The organism is Enterococcus silesiacus, from assembly GCF_001886225.1.
Lineage (GTDB): Bacteria > Bacillota > Bacilli > Lactobacillales > Enterococcaceae > Enterococcus_L > Enterococcus_L silesiacus.
Genome location: NZ_JXLC01000002.1, coordinates 90,027 through 110,009 on the forward strand (window position 1 = coordinate 90,027; position 19,983 = coordinate 110,009).

Genomic DNA, 19,983 nt, shown 5'->3' on the forward strand with positions numbered 1-19,983 from the left:
TGTATGATAGAGAATATAAAGTAAGTTTTACTCAAGCTATAAGATTAATCGTAATGGAGGTTATTGCATGAAGAACATTTTTAAGAAAAAGACGACAGATGAAAAGAAGAGAAGTTCAAAAAAAGCGTCAAAAGAGAGCACGAAAAAAGAGCAGAATAGTGTGACTCCAGATGAAAAAGAATTTGATTCTTTTTTTTCAGAAGTAATCAAAAAATTTCCTGAAAAAACTTCTTCCATTATTCTGAATAGTTATGGAAAATCGAAAGAACGTGCTGAACAAATCCTAGCTAAAAGCAAAAATCAGTTTGATAGTATTTTTGATGAATTTTTACAAGGTGTGGATGAGGATACCCGTAAAAAATGTCATAAAACGATTCATGCGGCTTCTTTGACTGCTGCAATTATAGGTTGTTCACCAATCCCTTTTTCGGATGCATTTTTACTTGTTCCAGTTCAATTAACGATGATGGCTCGTTTACATAAAATTTTTGGGCAATCCTGGTCCGAAAGTATGGGCAAAAGTTTAGGCAAAGAAATTGTTGTTGTAGGCTTGGGCAAAAGTGCCGTCGGAAATATAATCAAACTAATTCCAGCTGTAGGCACTGTTACAGGTGCTGCCATTAACGCCACAGTTGCAAGTACAATTACAGAAACGCTAGGTTGGGTGACTGTAAAAATGTTAAACGATGGAGAAGATATCTTCGAACAAACGATGACATTTAAGGGGCAATTTCAAACATTGTTTAAAGCAGTACAAAATTCCAATAAAAAATCGAAGTAGAGTATAGGTTCGAATAAAAGGTAGTCAATAATAACGTGCTTTTCCCAACAAGTTTTTCTTTTAACTTGCTGTGATACTTTAAAAATATATCAAAAATGTGCTTGTAAAGGCAAGCTGAGGACGCAGCACGAATCGTTGCAATCTAGAATCAACTGAAAGAGGTCAGGAAATGAAACTACTTTTGTTGGTTTTAAATTTATTGATTGGCATTGGTGGATTAGCTGGTGGGATATTTTAATGTTAGAAAGAAGCAATATGATGCTTATTATGAACGTTTTATCGAGTTTGTCTAGCTACTTTGGATTGCCAAAATAAATAGAAATAGTGGAATGGATATCAAGTAGAACGTAAAGAATAAATGAAAAGAACATGCATAATCCAAAGAAAAGAGGAAGATAGTTGATTACATTAAAATCAAAAAGAGAAATAGAGAAAATGGCTGAATCGGGTGCTTTACTTGCGGATGTGCATAAACAACTACGAACGTTTATTAAACCAGGGATTACTAGCTGGGATATTGAAGTCTTTGTTCGAGATTATATTGAGAGCCATGGTGGAATTGCTGCTCAGATTGGGTTTGAGGAGTATGAATATGCAACGTGCTGCAGTATTAATGATGAAATTTGTCATGGGTTCCCGAGAAAAAAAGTGCTTCAAGATGGTGATTTGATCAAAGTTGATATGTGCATTGATTTAAATGGGGCGATTTCAGATTCTTGCTGGTCGTATGCAGTAGGAAACACAACAGAGGAAACACAAAAATTAATGGAAGTGACTAAAAAAGCCTTATATTTGGGGATTGAGCAAGCGCAAATTGGCAAGCGTGTTGGGGACATTGGTCACGCAATTCAAAGCTATGTTGAGGCACAAGGATATAGTGTTGTGCGTGATTTTATCGCTCACGGAATTGGACCTACGATCCACGAGGAACCGTTTTTTGCTCATTATGGAGAAAATGGTAAGGGGTTACGATTAAAAGAAGGCATGACGATAACGATAGAGCCGATGGTCAACGCTGGTTCATGGAGAATGGGTATGGAGCCAAATGGTTGGACTGCTAAAACAAAAGACGGGAGTTTAAGTTGTCAGTATGAGCATAGCCTAGCGATTACAAAAGACGGCCCTGTGATTTTAACCTCACAAGGAGAAGAAGGAACGTATTGATCGTTTCAACAAAAGCCTAGGCTCAAACTGAAAAATTCAAAGGCGCTAAGCTCAAAAAAGGAGTTCTTTATATGAAGCAATCTATAGTTCACATCGCATTAGTAGTAGATGATTATGATGAAGCAATCGCGTTTTATACTCAAAGCCTTAATTTTACTTTGATACAAGATACATATCAACCAGTACAAGAGAAAAGATGGGTTGTGGTATCACCTCCGAATTCAAAAGGAACAACTATTTTATTAGCAAAAGCTTCGAAACCGATTCAACGTGACTTTATTGGCAACCAAGCAGGCGGCCGAGTATTTCTATTTTTAGGTACGGACGATTTTTATAGAGATTATACTAATATGATTGCAAATAAAATCGAATTTGTTAGAGAGCCTAAAGTGGCTGATTATGGGACTGTAGCCGTATTTAAAGATCTTTATGGTAATTTATGGGATTTAGTACAGTTTAATGAAGACCATCCAATGAGTGGACGAATATAAACGTTTTTTCGAGACAGTCTTTGAGGAAGAAGGCTTCTCCATTCTCTAAAAAAGATTGAGGTAGAAAATCATGAACTTCGCAGTGCAACCGCTATTATTGGAGAAAATCAAATTAAGTGTTAATAATGACGCTAGTTTGATCTTCCATAATAAAAATAAGATTCCAGTTTTTAGGTGTTTTATTTTTGTAGAGCATGTTCAATCGAGCTGCTCAAAAGTGTTTATCTCCGAGAAATAAGAAGGAGTTTTTTTACCATCGTTTATTCAGATTTTAAGAGGCAGAGATGTAACTCCTTGAGTTATGCCTCTGCCTCATTTTGATATACTAGAAAGTGTATACTAAATTTTAAATCGTTTTTTTGCTGCTTTAATGTTTAAAAACATAGTTAAGATAGGATTTCCAATTGAATAGACTATTAAAGCTACTCCAAGAATAGCATTTCCAATTAGAAACGTTCCGTCAGATGGAGAAAATTTAAACATATATATAAGTCCACCAAAAAATAAAGCAGGAATCGAGATAAGGAAAATCATGACGGATGAAATAGCTAATAATATTTTTTTATAGGAGTGCAAGGAATAATAATATAAAATCATGGTAAAAAAGATAAATAAACTAGTTGGACCAAAGACGAAGAAAGAAAAGAAAGCAAAAGTAATATTACTAACAATAGATATACTGTAAAAAAATTTCTCTAACAAAAATTTATTCAGCTCCTTTTAAAGTAATTAATTTAAAAATTAACTTAAATGAGATGTCAATTGTAACACATCGACAGCACTCGTGTTTTCGGTATGATGTTTTAAAGTATAATTCAATTGTGACAATTAACTTTTCTAGGGGATACTTCAATCCAAATTATAGGAGTAGAAAGTATGCTAGCTTTTTATGTACTTATGGATTTCGATGTATTGTTGCTTTGCCACTAGTATATTGATTATGCAGAGATAAGATATATCAAAACTCCTCAGAAAAAAATGAATTAAAAAAACTCAAGTATGATATACTAATCAATGTAGAATAGTGATTTTATATAGTTTAATATCAGTTCATAAGTTTTGAGTAATTGATTGTGGACATGCTTAAAAATAACGAAAAATTTGCTACCGCTTTAAACGGTTTCACATAAGAGAGGTATGTTAGCGCATATCTCTCTTTCCGCTATCCTTATAATACTGTTTTATTCGTTTACTATGTTTTAATTAGTAACGACACCCCCTTGTTAAAAATGAATTTGTAGCTGAATCAAATCTAAAATCGATTGGGATTTTCAAAAAGAATAGAAAGAAGGATTATTAGTGGAGAAGAACATAAATAACGCTTTACGATTAAGGAAAGAAGGTAACTTAGAAGGGTCTAACCAGCTGTTATTGGAACTATTGGAAAATAAAATTGATGATCCTTACTTAAATTATCAGACTGCTTGGAGTTTCGATATAATAGAAAGAGAGGCGGAAGCAGTATATTATTACGAAAAATCAATTCAAAATGGTTTAGAAGGTGTAAACTTAGAGGGAGCTTATCTTGGTTTAGGCAGTACATATAGAACTCTGGGTAAATACGATTTAGCCAAAAAAACGTTAAAGAGTGGCTTAGACAAATTTCAAACAAATAATGCTTTTAAAGTATTTTATTCAATGGTCTTGTACAACTTAGGACAATACTCAGAAGGTATGGAAGTGTTGTTGCATTTAATTGCTACTACTTCAGAAGATAATGAGGTTAGAGCTTACCAAAAAGCAATTTTGTATTATTCAGATAAATTGGATAGAACGTGGTAAGGAGAATTATATTGAGATTTATAATATGAACGATTTAGTAGCTTTCTAACAAGGAGTTATAGGAGGAAAAGTAATTTGAGAAAAGCATTATTAGTAATCGATATTCAAAGTAAAACAATTGGACCACTGTATGGTAAAGAAAAATTTTTGAGAAGAATAAATAGGATGATAGATTTTTTTCATGAGAAAAATCTACCCGTTATATTCATCGAACAAGAAGGCTGTGGAGAGTTATCTAATTCTTTAAGTCGACTAAGTGATGATTTTGTCGTAGATAAAAAAGAAGGGAATGCATTTACATCTCCTAACTTTAATAAAGTAGTGAATGATCTTAAACTAGATTCATTTGTGGTTGTAGGATTAATGAGTAATGCTTGTATTCAAAAAACATGTAAAGGTGCATTGGAGCAAGGGTATTCTGTGACACTAGTAGAAGATGCACATGATTCCGTAATTAAGCCGTTAAAAAATATCTGGAATAAAAGATTAAAGAAAATTGGAGTCTATACAATAACATCAAGTATGTATATCAATAATGATAAATAAATCTGTTTTGGCATAATTATTCTACAAAGGATTGATAAATTGAAAATATAAAAATAGATATAGAAAATTGGCATGGTAAAGAATATTTTGACCATTGTTAAATTCAGTTTAGATTTAACAAGTTTATTGTATCTGAGTGCAATGTGAGATTTTCCAGTATATTGTAAGTAATGACACAAAATATCAATTTTGTTGCTGACTTTCATTTATACTGCATGGTTTTTTTAGATTAAGGATTAATAAAAAGCCGCATTAAGTTACTTAAATCAAGCAGAAAGAAGGGCATTAATTGATAAAAACACTATTCAAGGTAAGTGTAGCAGTATTAGGTTTTGATGTATCAATCATCATCATACCGTTGGTCATTGTAAGGTTTTTCCCAGGAAGTGCATTTGATCAAGTAGGATGGATATTTCCTTTGTGGGGAGTGTTGATATTACCGTTTGCATTTTTATTTTTTTTACTATCGTTTTATTTCTATAATAAGAAAAATCGTTTAATAGAAAATGAATTGGATACTCTTAAAAGAGCTCAGGAAGAAGAAAAGTTATGAATAATATAGCCGTAGTAACATTGTGTGGTTCGATAAAATTTATGAAAGAATTTAAAGAAGTTGAAGCAACTTTAACTCAAGAAGGCTTAGCTGTAATCACCCCGTGTTTTTTTGAGCAAAATGAAAACATTGAAATGACAGAAGAAAACGCGCAATTATTTGGCATGATACATTATAAAAAAATCGAAATAGCAGATGAAGTTTTTGTGATTGATGTTGATGGCTACATTGGAGAGAGTACTAGAAAAGAAATTGAATATGCGAGAAAAAATAATAAAAGCATAAGATATTATTCTATCGAATCAGCTAGGTTAAAAAATTTGCCCATCAGTTAATGCTCAAATTGAGTTTAAAAAAGTAATAGTATAAGAATTAGGTGGAGGAACGATAAAATGGGAAATAAAGAATCATTATTTGAGCTCAGCAGCTTTACATATCAAGATAAGGGCGGAAATTTAGCTGGTGTAAAATTATTAAAACCTGACGAACATTTGTCGACGGATCAAATGCAACTGCTTGCAAAAAAACTAGGATATGCTGAAACTGCATTTGTTCATCCCGTAGCTGCTAACGAATTTGAAGTGCGCTATTTTACGCCTCAGACTGAAGTTCCGTTATGTGGGCATGCAACTATTGCCGCATTTAGCTTGTTAAAGAAATTAGGCAAACTGACTGTGGGAGAATACACGATCCAGACACAAGCTGGGAGATTAGCCATTTTAATAGTAGAGGATGACACTGTTTTTATGGAACAAACATTACCAGTTTTTTTCATAGAGAAACTAGATTATGCAAAAATTGCTAGTTCTTTAGGAATCGCTGTTACTGATTTTTCAGAAGAGTTACCATTGAAGATTGTATCAACAGGGCTGAAGGATTTAATGATTCCAGTGAAAGATACAACTATTTTGCAGGCAATTAAGCCTAATTCAAGTGAAATAGAAGCAATTTCAAAACAATTAGATATTATTGGATATCATGTCTTTGTTCCAGATAAGACGACAATTAGTTGCCGCAACTTCGCTCCTTTTGTGGGAATTGAAGAGGAATACGCGACAGGAACTTCTAATGGAGCACTGGTCTGCTATCTATTCCAAGAAAATAAAAGCATCGGGGACAAAACGTATCACTTTAGACAAGGAAGACTACGTCCAGATCAGACTGGTCGGATAATCGTTGAAATAAGTGCTGAGGACAGAGAAATTAGACAAGTTTTTGTTGGAGGAAAAGCGATGATTACGAAAGATTTATCAGAAATGGATTAATAAAAGAAGGAATGTTACAGATAAAAAATAATCAATTTTTAACTAAGGAGAGACTATGAAGAAAAAAATTTATTGTTTTCTTTTCCTAAGCTCATCGTTATTAGTGACTTCATGTGCTAAACAGGATTACTCAACAGAAGAATCAAAGGCAAGAAAACTGGTAGAAGAAGGGCGCACGTTCGTTAGTATGCAAAAAGAAAATAAGCGAGAAATAAAATACACTGTCAAAAAAGAGCAGTACAAAGAAAATGAAAAAGCTGTTATTTTAGAAAATGCTACTCCAATGATCGAGATTTCTGCTAAAAGAGCAAAAGGAGAGTTATATGCTAATTCTAAAAATAAATATAATTATATTACAATAGAGTTTGAATTTGAAAATAGGAACTTTCCAGAAGCCTTTGATATGCAAGGTGGGGAGATTTGGATGGTCAATAGTAAAAATAAAAACTTCAAACAAGGCCAAGGGGGAATCGAATCTAAACCAGCTTCAAAAGGAGAAAAAGGGTATTATAAGAGCAGCTTTACCATCGGAGAATTGATTGAAATTGGTGATAGTATTACTATTCGATATAATTATGATTTAGAATTTAATGGCGGTGGATCTGGACCGTTTAACTATATTGAATTTACTGTACCAATAGACAGTATTGAAAAAGAAAAATAGTAAGTAATAAATTAAACGTTCTTTCGTTGATTTAAGGAGAAGATTAGAAGATGACTGCACTAATAACATTGCCAAATTTAGGGGAAGAAATGGAATCTAAGCTCAAAAGTATAGGTATTGATATAGCAGAAGAACTAACATCTAAAAGGGAGGAATAATGAAAAAGTATAGGTATATAGTGATGTTAGCAGTTATTGTGCTGTTTTCAGGGTGTACTAATAGGGAAGAAAGGAAAGAAATCAAAGAAATTTCATATATGACTTCAAGTTTTGGTGTACTATCCAAAGCGGTTGAAGTAAACATAGAAGACGCTACCAAAAAAATATTTATTAATAATGATTATAGTAGAAGTGGAGTACCGAATAAAATCGAGAATATTCCAGAGAGTGATTTCGAAATTTACAGAATCAGTGATATAAGGAAATTTGAGGGGAAAATTAACAAAATGAGGATTTCTAATTGGAAAGAAAAGTATGTTAATAAGGATATAATGGATGGCTACCAATGGTCGTTAACTATTAAATATAAAGATGGCGAGGCGAAGTCGATTTATGGTAGTAATGATCAACCTAAGAAGTACGACGAATTAATAAGAGTGTTGTTCAATACAGAGGAGTAAGCTTCTCTTACAAACGATCAGAAAGAGTTAGGAATATGAGTTTTGAAGAAATCTCATAACAAGATAAGTTCAGTAGCTTAGAATGAGGAATCGTTTGAATTAGAATATCGACAAATAAATAGTTTGAGCGTTGTTCATAAGAATAACCGACTATACAAATTAAAGGAATTATTCTGCTAAACAATAGAGAATGACTCCTTTTTTATTGAGTAGAAAAGGCAGTTCGCATTCGCACCTAAAAAGAACAAGAGTATGTCAAAACAACAACAAAATTACCTCTACCTGACAGGCTTTCAAACTAAGACTAAAAAAAACTTCGGTTTTGTAGTATAATTTTCAAGGATAGAGGAAAGGCGGGAAGCCCATGAGGAAAAAACAGACCTACGCAGTAGTTGATCTAGAAACAACTGGGACCGATCCAACGGTTGACCGGATTATTCAATTCGGCTGTGTATTGATCCAAGAAGGAAAAATCATTTCCCGTTTTGCGACTGATATCAATCCGAATCAGGCCATCTCTAAGCAGATACAGCAACTTACAGGTATTAGTAATTCTCGTGTGCATAAAGCACCTTATTTTGAAGATGTGGCCTTAACGATTTATAACCTATTAGCTGATACCATATTCGTTGCTCATAATATCTATTTTGATTATTCCTTTTTAACACAGGAATTGCTGCGGTGCGGCACACCTAAATTAAAGATTCCCGGCATTGATACGGTGGAGTTAGCTCAGATTTTCCTGCCGACAGAAAAAAGTTTCCGTTTAGGCGACTTAGCTGAAAGCTTAGGGTTGATCCATGATAATCCTCACCAGGCTGATAGTGATGCACAAGTAACGGCAGAACTTTTATTGCTGATTGAAGCTAAAATGCGTCGCTTACCGCTGATCACAATGGAGTCGATTGATCGATTGAGTCAGCAAACTGGAATGGATACAAGCTCTTATATCCATCACATATATGAAGAAATGAAGCAAGATATCCAGCCTTTGGCAAAAGAGCAGCATGTTGTTTCAGGAATAGCCTTAAGAAAAAAAGAAGTTCCGCTATTTGAAGAAAAATTATATGGGAACCCAGTTTTTCCACAAAAGAAAAAGGCCAAAGAAAAAGTTTTTGCTGATGTGATCGGTTACCGGTCAGAACAAAGCCGGATGATGAATTTAGTGTATGATCATTTCACAAATGATGAACATAAAAATTTATTTATTGAGGCGGCGACTGGAACTGGAAAAACTTTAGGCTATTTATTTCCACTTAGCTATTTAGCCACGCCTGACAATCCAGTTATCATTAGCACAGTGTCTATCGTCTTGCAAAATCAATTGACCGAAAAAGATATTCCGTTAGCGAATCAAATTAGTCCTAAGCCAATCAACGCTGTAATTATTAAAAGTCATCGCCATTATATCGATCTGCAGCGGTTTAAAGCTACATTGAAAAATCCGGTACAGCAAAAACAATATGCCTTGTACCAGATGGGTGTTTTAGTTTGGTTAGTGGAAACGGAGACAGGGGATCTTGATGAATTACAATTAACGAACTTTAACCATATTTTTTGGCGTGATGTCGCGCATCGTGGGATTGATTTTTTGTCTGATCAAGATTCTTTGTACCAAGAAGATTTTGTCCGTTTTCTCTATAAAAAGGTTCGACAAAGTAATGTATTGATCGTCAATCATGCTTTTTTAGCACAAGAAACCCTTAGAGAAATTCCGCTCTTGCCTAAGAGCTCCTATTTGATTATTGATGAAGCCCATCATTTGCCTGAGATCGCTGGGAAAATTGCCAATCGTCAGTTCAATTATGTGTCATTTAAAAAACAAGCAGCGCTTTATTTGGAAGAAGATCAGCTCTTTGATCAAATCAATCAAATTTTTGACACTAAAACGCAAGAACAGCGGCTGTTACGGATTTATTCTAATGCTTTAAATGATTTGATTGAGGAGTTTAGCGATTTGTTTTATGAAATAAATCAGTTGTTCAAAGATGAGAAGCGATCACATTTAGAAGCAATGCTGCTAACGAAGCCAGTTTTTGATCATTTGTCGTTAAATGGAGAAACTTCGATTCAAAAGATCGAAATTCTTTTGACAGAGATGCAGGAAATCCAAACCAGATTGCAACTGTCGATTGTTGCTGAATTGGAAAAGTATACAGCATCTGAGCGGATTATATTCGTTAGTTTACTACAATTTTTTGAACGGATCGCATTCCTTTATGAATGTTTTGATATTTACGTCAATAGATGGGAGCCAAGGTGGATCAAAGAATATAGTACTACGCCTCAAGGATATGGCTTGCTTGCAATCAACGATCTAGAGGCAAGTATTTTATCTGAGACCACTTGGTATGACCGTTATCAGCGGATTTTGTATACGGGTGGAACATTGAAATTCGGTAATGATAAAAAGTATTTGCCAAATAAACTTGGGTTGACGAACGTTTCGTTTAAAACATTACCTGACCCATATAACTATGAGGAAAACGCGCGCTTATATATACCAACTGAAGCCATTGCAATCAGTCAGGCTGATGCTGCAGAATTTGCTGCGTATATCGCAGCTGTAATCCAAGAATTATCACAACAGCAAGATCGTTCGATGTTGGTTTTATTTACCTCACATGATATTTTATCCAGTGTTTATTATCGTTTACATCCGCAATTTCTAAACGCTGGTAGAGAACTGTTAGCACAGGGAATCAGTGGGAGTCGGGAAAAAATCTTAAAACGCTTTGCTCATTCAAAAAATAGTATTTTGCTAGGCGCTGACAGTTTTTGGGAAGGGGTCGATTTACCAGGAGAAGCGCTGTCGCTTTTGATCGTGACACGCTTGCCATTTGAAAATCCTAAACGTCCTTTTGTCAAAGCTCGCTACGACTATCTTGAAGAAAAAGGTGTCAACCCATTTACTCATGAAGCACTGCCTAAAGCAGCTTTACGTTTACGCCAAGCGTTAGGTCGCTTGATTCGCTCTGACAGTGATAAAGGTGCACTGATTGTTTTAGACAGACGACTAGTAACTGCAAAATATGGAAAACGTATGTTAAAAGCATTGCCAAAAGAGTTATCTGTGAAAGAAGAGTCATTAGAGGCAATAGCTTTAGAGCTAAAAGAATTTTTAAATAAATAAATTTATCTACTATCTATTAAATTAAAGTGATTTTCTGCTATAATGGTAGCCAGTAAGTTTGGAAAGGGCGAGGCGATTGCAAGAACAAGAAGACCAAAAGGAAACAAGAAATACTAAGATCCTAATAGGTGTCATTGCGGCTTTATTAGTGATCATTGTAGTGATGACTATTTTCTATATTCGCTCCACGCAGCCAAGAACACAAGCGAAGAAAGAAGCCACAGAAATCGCGAAAGAATATGCACAGCTAGAGTCGGTTGACAACTTTTATTGGTTTACTAGAAAAGAAACCTATTTTAGCGTAACTGGTAAAAACGATAAAGGAGAAGAGCTAGCTGTAATCATCCCGAAAGCAGGAGAAAAGGTGACAGTCCTGAATCAAAAGGATGGTGTGGAAGAAGGGCATATTCGTCAGATTATTGAAACCGATTATAAAGAGTCAAATATTCAAAAAATCAGCTTAGGTCTATATAACGATAAACCAACATGGGAAGTCGTTACTAAAAACGAAGATAGTTCACTGAATTATTATCTGTTATCATTTGAAAAGGCTGAGGAAATCATGATCATTAAGAATGTCTGACGAGACAGACTTATAAAAATAATCATACTGATGTTTAGTTACTTGATGAAACAAGGATAAATAGGGTCAGGAAAGGACGTTACTCCGTTGAATTACTAGGAGTTAAATACGCTTGTCCTAGTATCTGATAAAAAATGAGGAGTGAGAGTATGAACATATCAAGACGTGCACAAAAATTAGAACCCTCAGTCACCCTTGCAGCATCGGCGAAGGCTAATGCATTAAAAGCGGCAGGGAAAGATGTGTTGAGTTTAACTGTAGGTGAACCGGATTTTACGACGCCTAAAAATATCCAGCAAGCAGCAATCCAAGCCATCGAAAGTGGCAAGGCCAGCTATTATACGCCTTCAGCTGGTATCAAGGAACTTCGTGAAGCTGTTGTAAAATATATTGAAACGTATTATCAATTAAACTATCAAGCAAACAATGTGATTGTTACAGATGGGGCTAAATTTGCGTTGTATCTTCTTTTTCAAGCAGTATTGAATCCCAATGATGAAGTGATCATTCCAGTTCCTTATTGGGTGAGCTATGGGGAACAAGTCAAGTTAGCTGAAGGCGTGCCTGTCTTTATCTCATGTGCTCAGGAAAAAGAGTTTAAAGTGACTGTGGAACAATTGGAAGAAGCAAAAACGGCTAAGACGAAATTATTGATTTTAAATTCTCCTTCCAATCCTACAGGAATGATCTATTCTGAAGATGAATTACGCAAAATTGGTGAGTGGGCCGTCGCAAATGATATTTTGATCGTATCAGATGATATTTACGGTCGACTTATCTACAATGGCGCGACCTTTACACCGATGGCAACATTATCTGAGGCAATCAGAAAGCATACAATTATTATTAATGGTGTTTCTAAAAGCTATGCAATGACAGGCTGGCGAATCGGCTATGCCGTCGGAGATGAAACGATTATTTCTGCGATGAATGATATTGCGTCACAATCGACAAGTAATCCAACCGCAGTTAGTCAATATGCGGCAATCGAAGCTTTAGTAGGCGGACAAGACACGGTTGAGATCATGAGACAGGCATTTGAAGCCCGTTTAAATGAAATCTATCCTTTATTTGCCGCATTGCCAGGATTCAAAATGGAAAAACCGCATGGCGCATTTTATCTGTTTCCTAATATCAAAGAAACGTTAACGATGTGCGGCTATACCGACGTGACTAAATGGGTAGATGATTTATTAGCAGAAGCACAAGTCGCACTGGTAACAGGTGCTGGTTTTGGGGCTCCAGAAAATGTGCGGATCAGCTATGCAACTGATTTAGACACATTAAAAGAAGCAGTCAAGCGGATTGCCGCATTTATCGAAAGCAAATCAACTAAATAAATGACTTAATTCGGGATAGGTAAAAGAATAGATGAATGGAGAGACAATCGTGGAACAAATTCAAATTATTGATTCAAAAAATCATGTAGGGGAAACAGTCAAAATAGGGGCTTGGATCGCCAATAAACGTTCAAGCGGAAAGATTGCTTTTTTACAATTACGTGATGGAACAGCTTATTTTCAAGGAATTGTAGTGAAAAGTGAAGTACCGGAAGAAGTCTTCCAATTAGCGAAAAGCCTAACACAAGAAACCTCTGTTTGGATCACAGGTGAAATTAGAGAAGACAGCCGTTCAAAATTCGGTTATGAAATTGGTGTAACAGGGATTGAAGTGATTGGTGAAAGTCATGACTACCCAATTACACCAAAAGAACACGGAACTGACTTTTTGATGGATCACCGTCATTTATGGTTACGTTCTTCACGTCAACATGCAATCATGCAAATCCGTAACGAAATTATTCGTGCAACGTACGAGTTTTTCAACAACAATAATTTTGTTAAAATCGATCCACCAATCTTAACTGCAAGCACAGCTGAAGGCACGACTGATTTATTTGAGACAAACTATTTTGATCAAAAAGCTTATCTATCTCAAAGTGGACAATTATATATGGAAGCGGCAGCGTTAGCTTTTGGTAAAGTGTTCTCATTCGGCCCAACCTTTAGAGCAGAAAAATCTAAAACACGTCGTCACTTGATCGAGTTTTGGATGATCGAACCAGAAATGGCTTTTATGCACCAAGAAGAAAGTTTAGAGGTGCAAGAACAATACGTGGCTTTCTTAGTTCAAAGTGTATTGGACAATTGCGACCATGCTTTAGATGTGTTAGAACGAAATAGAGAAGTCTTGAAAAAATATACACAACTACCATTCCCACGTATTTCTTATGATGAAGCAGTTGAGTTATTGAAGAAAAACGGGTTTGATGATATTGAGTGGGGCGATGATTTTGGCTCACCACATGAAACATTTATTGCCAATTCATTTGACCGTCCAGTCTTTATTTTAAATTATCCAAAAGCAATCAAAGCGTTCTACATGAAACCACATCCAACTCGTGACGATGTCGTGATTTGTGCGGATATGATCGCGCCAGAAGGCTATGGCGAAATCATCGGCGGTTCTGAAAGAGCCATTGACCATGATTACTTGTTAGAGCAAATTCGTAACCATAATCTAGATGAAAAAGAATATTCTTGGTATTTAGATCTACGTCGTTATGGTTCTGTTCCTCATTCAGGTTTTGGTTTAGGTTTAGAACGTACGGTGACTTGGTTGGCTGGAATCGAACATGTTCGTGAAGCAAGTCCATTCCCACGTCTATTAAATCGTATTTACCCTTAGAAATAAGCATGTTATGAGCCGTTGAAACGAAGCAGTAACTTTGTTTCAACGGCTCATTTTTACAGAAAACGAAATGTTTACCTAAAATTGTATCAAGAAAACAGAAAAAGTAAGGTAATTTGTTTAGAATTCCACAGATTTATGGTAGAATTGACAGAAAGTAGAATAAAGGAATGACTCGAATGGAAAACCCAACTCAAATCAAAAGAAAACATTTTCGTTTTCCAGCTTATGACGATGATTTAGGTGTGAAATTAACTCCTGAAAATAAACGAACACTGTTTCAAGAAGACCCGATGATCACTAAATCAGGAACACAAGTACAACAGAGTGCGCCAGTCATAGATCCAATCACGGTTCAACCAGTGCTGAAAAAACAACCCACACAAACAAATAGCCAACACGTTTCTCATAGTCAAGAACAGATGGCAGAGTTAGCGCGTCATAAATCTAATCTGCCAAATTATATGATGACGCATAATAAACCAACGTCCCCAAAGCAAAAAAATAATTTATTTGGCGATATGCCAAAAAGAAGTGCTTACGGATTTGGTTCTAATCAGGCTTCTAAACAAAATAAAGCAGCATTCTCAAAAGATTTTACGTATGATACTCGTTCCTATTTTGTGCCGAAATATATTCCGGCTTCTGTCATTCCAGAAACCACGACGCCTGCTTTGACAGAGCAAGAATTAGCAACGGCGATGAAAAAGGAAAAAAGTTCATACTTACTTTTTGATGATGAACCAGCTGCTTTTCAAGTAAAAGGGAACGAAGATCCAACCGTTAAAAAGTTTAACATCCCAAAAGACTCACCAGAGATTCCTGTAACAAGACGTCAATATCAACAGATTAAGCCTGATATGGAGCGTTTCGGAAAAGAAGAGGATATCAGTCACACGTTACCTCGCTCTAGAAAAGAATTGAAAACTGCGAAACAAAATGCGAAGACTCAAACGGCCTACGGTCAAAAAGTAGCAGAAGCTGAGCAAGAAAAAAAGAAAAGCATCCTTGATAAGCCGCTAAGCGGAATTATTGAAGATTCTAGTATGGAACTTGAGAACAGTAAGTATTTTTCTTAAAATACTTACTGTTTTTTTCGCCTAAAATCTTCATGGAAATGCGTTAAATAATCGGGCCTTCACTGGCCTTGCTAAAAAGTGGTATAGACAGCGCTGAAATGTTATCTTTTTAGAAAGATTAAAATAATAAGGGGATTTCATTAGAAAAAAGAGCGTTGATTTTTTCTAACAGAGCGTAGGTTTTACGTCGATACCATAACGTTGTGAATGTCTATACAACAGTATTTAGTAGATAGAAATAGAAGAAATAAAACAAAAAATAAATTTTACTTCGCTTCTTACTTTGTACACACAAGAAAGATTTATAGGATCTCTTTAAAGCAGGGTCATTATGGGTTGATTATTTTCAATTTTTATATGATAATGAGGAACGTACGAATGAACGAAGTAGAACATTATTTTTTATATAGGATATAAGAGAAGAGGATTAAAATGAGCAATCAAGAAAGTAAATTACATCATTTTGTTGGAATCAAAGGTTCAGGAATGAGCTCGTTGGCGCTTGTATTATTTGAAAAAGGATATCATGTGCAAGGCTCAGATGTAGATGAATATTTTTTCACTCAACGTGATTTAGAAAAAGCTGGTATCACTATCTTACCTTTTAATGCTGATAATATTACAAAAGATATGATCGTTATTGCAGGAAATGCTTTTCCTGACACACATGAAGAATTGGTACGCGCGAAAGAATTAGGTGCTGAAATCATTCGATATCACGATTTTATTGGACGTTTTATTCAACCATATACAAGCGTTGCTGTAACTGGCTCTCATGGAAAGACAAGTACAACAGGATTACTTTCTCATGTATTGACTGGCATCGCGCCAACAAGTTATTTGATCGGTGATGGCACAGGCCATGGTGATCCCAACGCTGAGTTTTTTGCTTTCGAGGCTTGTGAATATCGTCGCCATTTTCTAGCTTATTCTCCAGATTATGCGATCATGACGAATATCGATTTTGATCATCCTGATTATTTTAAGAGTATTGAAGATGTTTTTTCCGCGTTCCAAACAATGGCGAAACAAGTCAAAAAAGGAATTTTTGCCTATGGTGATGATAAATATCTGCGTCAGCTAAAAACGGATGTACCCGTTTATTATTATGGTTTAGCAGATGATGATGATATTCAAGCTAAAAATATCAAACGGACAACACAAGGTTCTTCTTTTGATGTCTATCATCAGGATACATTTGTGGGACACTTTGTGTTACCTGCCTTTGGCCAACACAATATTATGAATGCATTAGGTGTGATTGCTGTTGCTTACTTTGAAAAGTTGGATATGAAAAAAGTAGCAGAAGAAATGTTGACTTTTGAAGGTGTGAAACGCCGTTTTACTGAGAAAAAAGTTTCAGATATGATCATTGTAGATGATTATGCACACCACCCAACAGAAATTATTGCTACGATTGATGGTGCCCGTCAAAAGTATCCAGATAAAGAAATCATCGCAGTTTTCCAACCACATACTTTTACACGTACGATTGCGTTGATGGATGACTTTGCTGAAGCGTTGGATTTAGCGGATGCGGTTTATCTTTGTGATATCTTTGGTTCTGCAAGAGAACAACAAGGCGATGTTAAAATCGAAGATTTAGGCAATAAAATCCAAAAAGGCGGACAAGTTATCAAAGAAGAGAATGTCTCTCCACTATTAGATCACGAAAATGCTGTAATGGTCTTTATGGGTGCTGGTGATGTTCAAAAATTTGAACAAGCTTATGAAACGTTGTTAAGTAATACAACAAGAAGTGTTTTATAAATAAACATACTAGCAATTAATAAACTTGAAGAAGAAGCCTCAACAATCTATTTTTAGGATTTGTTGAAGCCTCTTCTTTTTAACTTGCCTTTTGTCGTCATTTTGGTACAATTATCTTATCATTAGTGGAGGTGTACTAATTTGAATATCGGAAAACCGAGAAAATTAGGCAAAACCATCGAAGATATTGAGGAAGGCGATTCGCTGTCTTTAACCGAATCGATCGAAGATAAAGATTTACTTCTTTATTTGGGCTTAACCAACGATGCCAATCCCTTATATATCCAACATGATTATGCCCAAAAAACAGAATACAGCAAACCGATCGTTCCCTCGATCATGTTGATGGGGATCATCACCAGTGCAATTTCAAAACATTTACCAGGACCAGGCTCTCATGTGGTCAATTTTTCAGTAAACTTCGTGGAACCTGTTTTTCATTATGAAACACTGACGTTTCAATTTGAAGTGATCAAGGTAGATAAGATGAAAGATGTTGTGACGATTTCGATTGAAGTTGTGAATGAAGAAGAAGATCGAGTACTTGATGCAGTCGTAATGGTGCAACCCCCTCAAGTGACCTTAGCAGAACTAGAGGAGAAAGAAGGAGATATAGATGAATAATGGAGCAGTAGTAAATGTTGGCTTGAATAAGTTTTATTCAAAAATTTATGCGTTTTTAGCGATGGGAATTGGCGTTAGTGCGCTAGTGTCATACCTGATTCTAACAGTTTACCCGATCGTTTTGGTTACCTTATTACATTCAACAGCGTTATTTTTCGGATTATGGATTCTACAAATTGGCTTAGTTTTATTCTTAGGACTAAAAGCTCAAAAGAATCCAAGTTTAGCTGTTAGTGGATTTTTAGTTTATTCCATTTTAAATGGTGTGACAATATCTGCAACCTTGCTAATGTACGCTCAAGCAACTGTGGTAAGCGCGTTTGTCAGTGCTGCTGCAACGTTTGGGGCGATGTCACTCGTTGGAATGTTTACGAAGAAAGATCTATCAGCAATGGGACATGCGGCGTATAGCGCATTGATCGGAATTATTATTGCAATGGTGATTAATTTCTTTTTCCTACGTAGTGGTGCAGTTTCATTTTTCATTTCAATTTTGATGGTGTTGATTTTTGCAGGAATCACAGCCTATGATAATCAAAGAATCCGCCAAGTGTACAATGAAACGGGTGGACAAGCTGGAACTGGAATTGCCGTTTTCTTTGCATTACAATTGTACCTTGATTTTATTAACTTATTCTTAGCGTTCTTACGTATCTTTGGTAAAAATAATTAATCAATTGATCGAGTATAAAGCACCCAGAGAAATCTGGGTTTTTTTTTGTATAAAAATAATATTAAAATGCGTTATTATACGGAAAAAGTCTTTTATTTTGTATAAAAAACCTTTTTAATGCTTGTTTTTGATATAAAATCCATTGACTAACTTCGTCCTTTGCTTTATACTTTTATAAAATCGGGAAACCAAGTTCTTTATTGAAGGTAAGTTAATTATCTATAGGAAGGTGTTATTGATGGTGAAGTATGAAGATGTGCCAAAGGGATTTAAATTTTACGGGACACATGTTGGTATCAAGAAAAAAAGAAAAGATTTTGGTTTGATCGTGGCTGAAGAAGTTTGTCATGCAGCAGCCGTTTTCACGAAGAATACATTTTGTGGTGAATGCATACCAATCGGAAAAGATCATGTAAAAAATGCTGAATTGCAAGCAGTTGTAGTGACGAGTGGTATTGCTAATGTTGCAACTGGGAGGATAGGTAGAGAAAATGAATATAGAATTTTAGAATCTTTATCAGATAAATTGACGATCAAAAAGGAAGATATCCTACCTTCTTCTACAGGGATGATCGGGCCGCAATTACCGATCGATGTCATTGAGGGATTTTTAAAAACGGAACCGATCGAGCTGAACGAAACCTATACTGATTTTGCACAGGCTATTTTAACTACGGATCAGCGAATCAAAGTTCGTAGTTTAAAAATTGGGGATGCAACTCTTTTAGGAATCGTCAAAGGCTCAGGAATGATCGAACCGAATATGGCGACAATGTTGGCTTATGTTTTGACAGATGCAAAGGTTGAGAAAGAAGACATTTACTCTATGTTGAGAGAAACTGTCGACCAATCTTTCAACACAATCAGCATCGATACGGATACAAGTACAAGCGATACTGTGGCATTTTTAGCCAGTGGTCATTATGAGGTCGAAAAAGAACAAGTACAAGAAGCACTGAATCAACTCTGTAGAGAATTAGCAATAGACGTGGTAAAAGACGCAGAGGGTGCGACAAAAACAATGTTCGTTACAGTTAAAAATGCTGAAACAAAGAAACAAGCAAAGCAAGCTGGAAAATCGATCATTAACTCGCCTTTAGTGAAAACAGCATTATTTGGTAACGACCCTAATTGGGGGCGAATTGCAATGGCTCTTGGTAAAACAGACGGCTTGGTTTTTGATCAGAATAAAGTAGAAATTTATTATGGAATGTATCCGATTTTTTCAAATAATAAAGAAGAAAAACAAAATGTTAGCCAAATCAGTGAATACATCGAACAAAGTGAAGATATCTATCTAACCGTAGATTTGCATCAAGGTTCAGAAAACTTTGAAGTGATCGGTTGTGATCTAAGTTACGAGTATGTCAAAATAAATAGTGATTATTCGACGTGATATGTCTATATCTTATAGGCTAAAAAGCATATAAAAAGATGAAATCTGATCAAGAGTCTTTTTACCTTGATTAGATTTCATTTTTTGAATTTGGGTATTGTCACAGAAGAGTTAGATCTGTTTAGTTTATGTTATGTTGTTCTCACTACTTTCAATTTACGAATGTATG

At 35.4% G+C, this 19,983-nt stretch carries 20 protein-coding genes; 19 read left to right on the forward strand and 1 reads right to left on the reverse strand.

Going from position 1 to position 19,983, the window contains the following annotated elements; genetic code table 11:
- The first annotated feature begins 67 nt into the window (after positions 1–67).
- The 3 genes from RV15_RS01600 to RV15_RS01610 all read left to right on the forward strand — a co-directional run bounded on the left by RV15_RS01600 (position 68) and on the right by RV15_RS01610 (position 2,436).
- Entirely contained in the window at positions 68–781 is a 714-nt protein-coding gene (locus tag RV15_RS01600) for a YcjF family protein (RefSeq protein ID WP_071876317.1), read from the forward strand.
- A gap of 399 nt (positions 782–1,180) precedes the next feature.
- On the forward strand, positions 1,181–1,945 hold the full coding sequence (gene map / locus RV15_RS01605; protein WP_071876318.1) for a type I methionyl aminopeptidase: 765 nt from the start codon (positions 1,181–1,183) through the stop codon (positions 1,943–1,945).
- Between the two features lie 71 nt (positions 1,946–2,016).
- Positions 2,017–2,436 carry a VOC family protein gene (locus RV15_RS01610; protein ID WP_071876319.1) on the forward strand — a complete coding sequence of 140 codons (420 nt, stop codon included), beginning with the start codon at positions 2,017–2,019 and terminating at the stop codon, positions 2,434–2,436.
- Positions 2,437–2,775: 339 nt separating this feature from the next.
- On the opposite strand, the gene RV15_RS18840 is transcribed toward RV15_RS01610, so the two are convergent.
- Entirely contained in the window at positions 2,776–3,138 is a 363-nt protein-coding gene (locus RV15_RS18840; RefSeq protein WP_217265790.1) for a hypothetical protein, read from the reverse strand.
- A 597-nt stretch (positions 3,139–3,735) separates the two neighbouring features.
- Between RV15_RS18840 and RV15_RS01615 the strand changes: the two genes are divergently transcribed.
- The 16 genes from RV15_RS01615 to argJ all read left to right on the forward strand — a co-directional run bounded on the left by RV15_RS01615 (position 3,736) and on the right by argJ (position 19,814).
- The gene (locus RV15_RS01615; protein WP_071876320.1) at positions 3,736–4,218 is read left to right on the forward strand and encodes a tetratricopeptide repeat protein; all 483 of its coding nucleotides are present in this window, start codon (positions 3,736–3,738) and stop codon (positions 4,216–4,218) included.
- A gap of 75 nt (positions 4,219–4,293) precedes the next feature.
- A complete protein-coding gene (locus RV15_RS01620; RefSeq protein WP_071876321.1) occupies positions 4,294–4,764 on the forward strand; it encodes a cysteine hydrolase family protein in 471 nt (156 codons plus the stop codon).
- Positions 4,765–5,053: 289 nt separating this feature from the next.
- On the forward strand, positions 5,054–5,317 hold the full coding sequence (locus tag RV15_RS01625; RefSeq protein WP_071876322.1) for a hypothetical protein: 264 nt from the start codon (positions 5,054–5,056) through the stop codon (positions 5,315–5,317).
- Complete coding sequence (locus tag RV15_RS01630; protein ID WP_139242955.1) at positions 5,314–5,652, forward strand: DUF4406 domain-containing protein; 339 nt, start codon at positions 5,314–5,316, stop codon at positions 5,650–5,652. The genes RV15_RS01625 and RV15_RS01630 overlap by 4 nt, the downstream gene beginning before the upstream one ends.
- Before the next feature lie 57 nt (positions 5,653–5,709).
- The gene (locus tag RV15_RS01635; protein ID WP_071876323.1) at positions 5,710–6,582 is read left to right on the forward strand and encodes a PhzF family phenazine biosynthesis protein; all 873 of its coding nucleotides are present in this window, start codon (positions 5,710–5,712) and stop codon (positions 6,580–6,582) included.
- Positions 6,583–6,637: 55 nt separating this feature from the next.
- Positions 6,638–7,246 carry a hypothetical protein gene (locus RV15_RS01640; RefSeq protein ID WP_071876324.1) on the forward strand — a complete coding sequence of 203 codons (609 nt, stop codon included), beginning with the start codon at positions 6,638–6,640 and terminating at the stop codon, positions 7,244–7,246.
- A gap of 181 nt (positions 7,247–7,427) precedes the next feature.
- Positions 7,428–7,865, forward strand: coding sequence for a hypothetical protein (locus RV15_RS01645; RefSeq protein ID WP_217265791.1), 438 nt, complete (start codon positions 7,428–7,430; stop codon positions 7,863–7,865).
- A gap of 364 nt (positions 7,866–8,229) precedes the next feature.
- Complete coding sequence (locus tag RV15_RS01650) at positions 8,230–10,998, forward strand: helicase C-terminal domain-containing protein (protein ID WP_071876326.1); 2,769 nt, start codon at positions 8,230–8,232, stop codon at positions 10,996–10,998.
- Positions 10,999–11,074: 76 nt separating this feature from the next.
- Positions 11,075–11,581, forward strand: coding sequence for a cell wall elongation regulator TseB-like domain-containing protein (locus RV15_RS01655; protein WP_071876327.1), 507 nt, complete (start codon positions 11,075–11,077; stop codon positions 11,579–11,581).
- Between the two features lie 149 nt (positions 11,582–11,730).
- On the forward strand, positions 11,731–12,921 hold the full coding sequence (locus RV15_RS01660; protein ID WP_071876328.1) for a pyridoxal phosphate-dependent aminotransferase: 1,191 nt from the start codon (positions 11,731–11,733) through the stop codon (positions 12,919–12,921).
- A gap of 49 nt (positions 12,922–12,970) precedes the next feature.
- Positions 12,971–14,269, forward strand: a complete 1,299-nt coding sequence (asnS, locus tag RV15_RS01665; RefSeq protein ID WP_071876329.1) for an asparagine--tRNA ligase — start codon at positions 12,971–12,973, stop codon at positions 14,267–14,269.
- Positions 14,270–14,442: 173 nt separating this feature from the next.
- Entirely contained in the window at positions 14,443–15,351 is a 909-nt protein-coding gene (locus RV15_RS01670; protein WP_167364069.1) for a hypothetical protein, read from the forward strand.
- A 432-nt stretch (positions 15,352–15,783) separates the two neighbouring features.
- The gene (murC, locus tag RV15_RS01675; RefSeq protein WP_071876331.1) at positions 15,784–17,121 is read left to right on the forward strand and encodes a UDP-N-acetylmuramate--L-alanine ligase; all 1,338 of its coding nucleotides are present in this window, start codon (positions 15,784–15,786) and stop codon (positions 17,119–17,121) included.
- A 141-nt stretch (positions 17,122–17,262) separates the two neighbouring features.
- Positions 17,263–17,745, forward strand: coding sequence for a MaoC family dehydratase (locus RV15_RS01680; protein ID WP_071876332.1), 483 nt, complete (start codon positions 17,263–17,265; stop codon positions 17,743–17,745).
- On the forward strand, positions 17,738–18,418 hold the full coding sequence (locus RV15_RS01685) for a Bax inhibitor-1/YccA family protein (protein WP_071876333.1): 681 nt from the start codon (positions 17,738–17,740) through the stop codon (positions 18,416–18,418). The genes RV15_RS01680 and RV15_RS01685 overlap by 8 nt, the downstream gene beginning before the upstream one ends.
- A 238-nt stretch (positions 18,419–18,656) precedes the next feature.
- A complete protein-coding gene (gene argJ / locus RV15_RS01690; RefSeq protein ID WP_071876334.1) occupies positions 18,657–19,814 on the forward strand; it encodes a bifunctional glutamate N-acetyltransferase/amino-acid acetyltransferase ArgJ in 1,158 nt (385 codons plus the stop codon).
- The last annotated feature ends 169 nt before the right edge of the window (positions 19,815–19,983 follow it).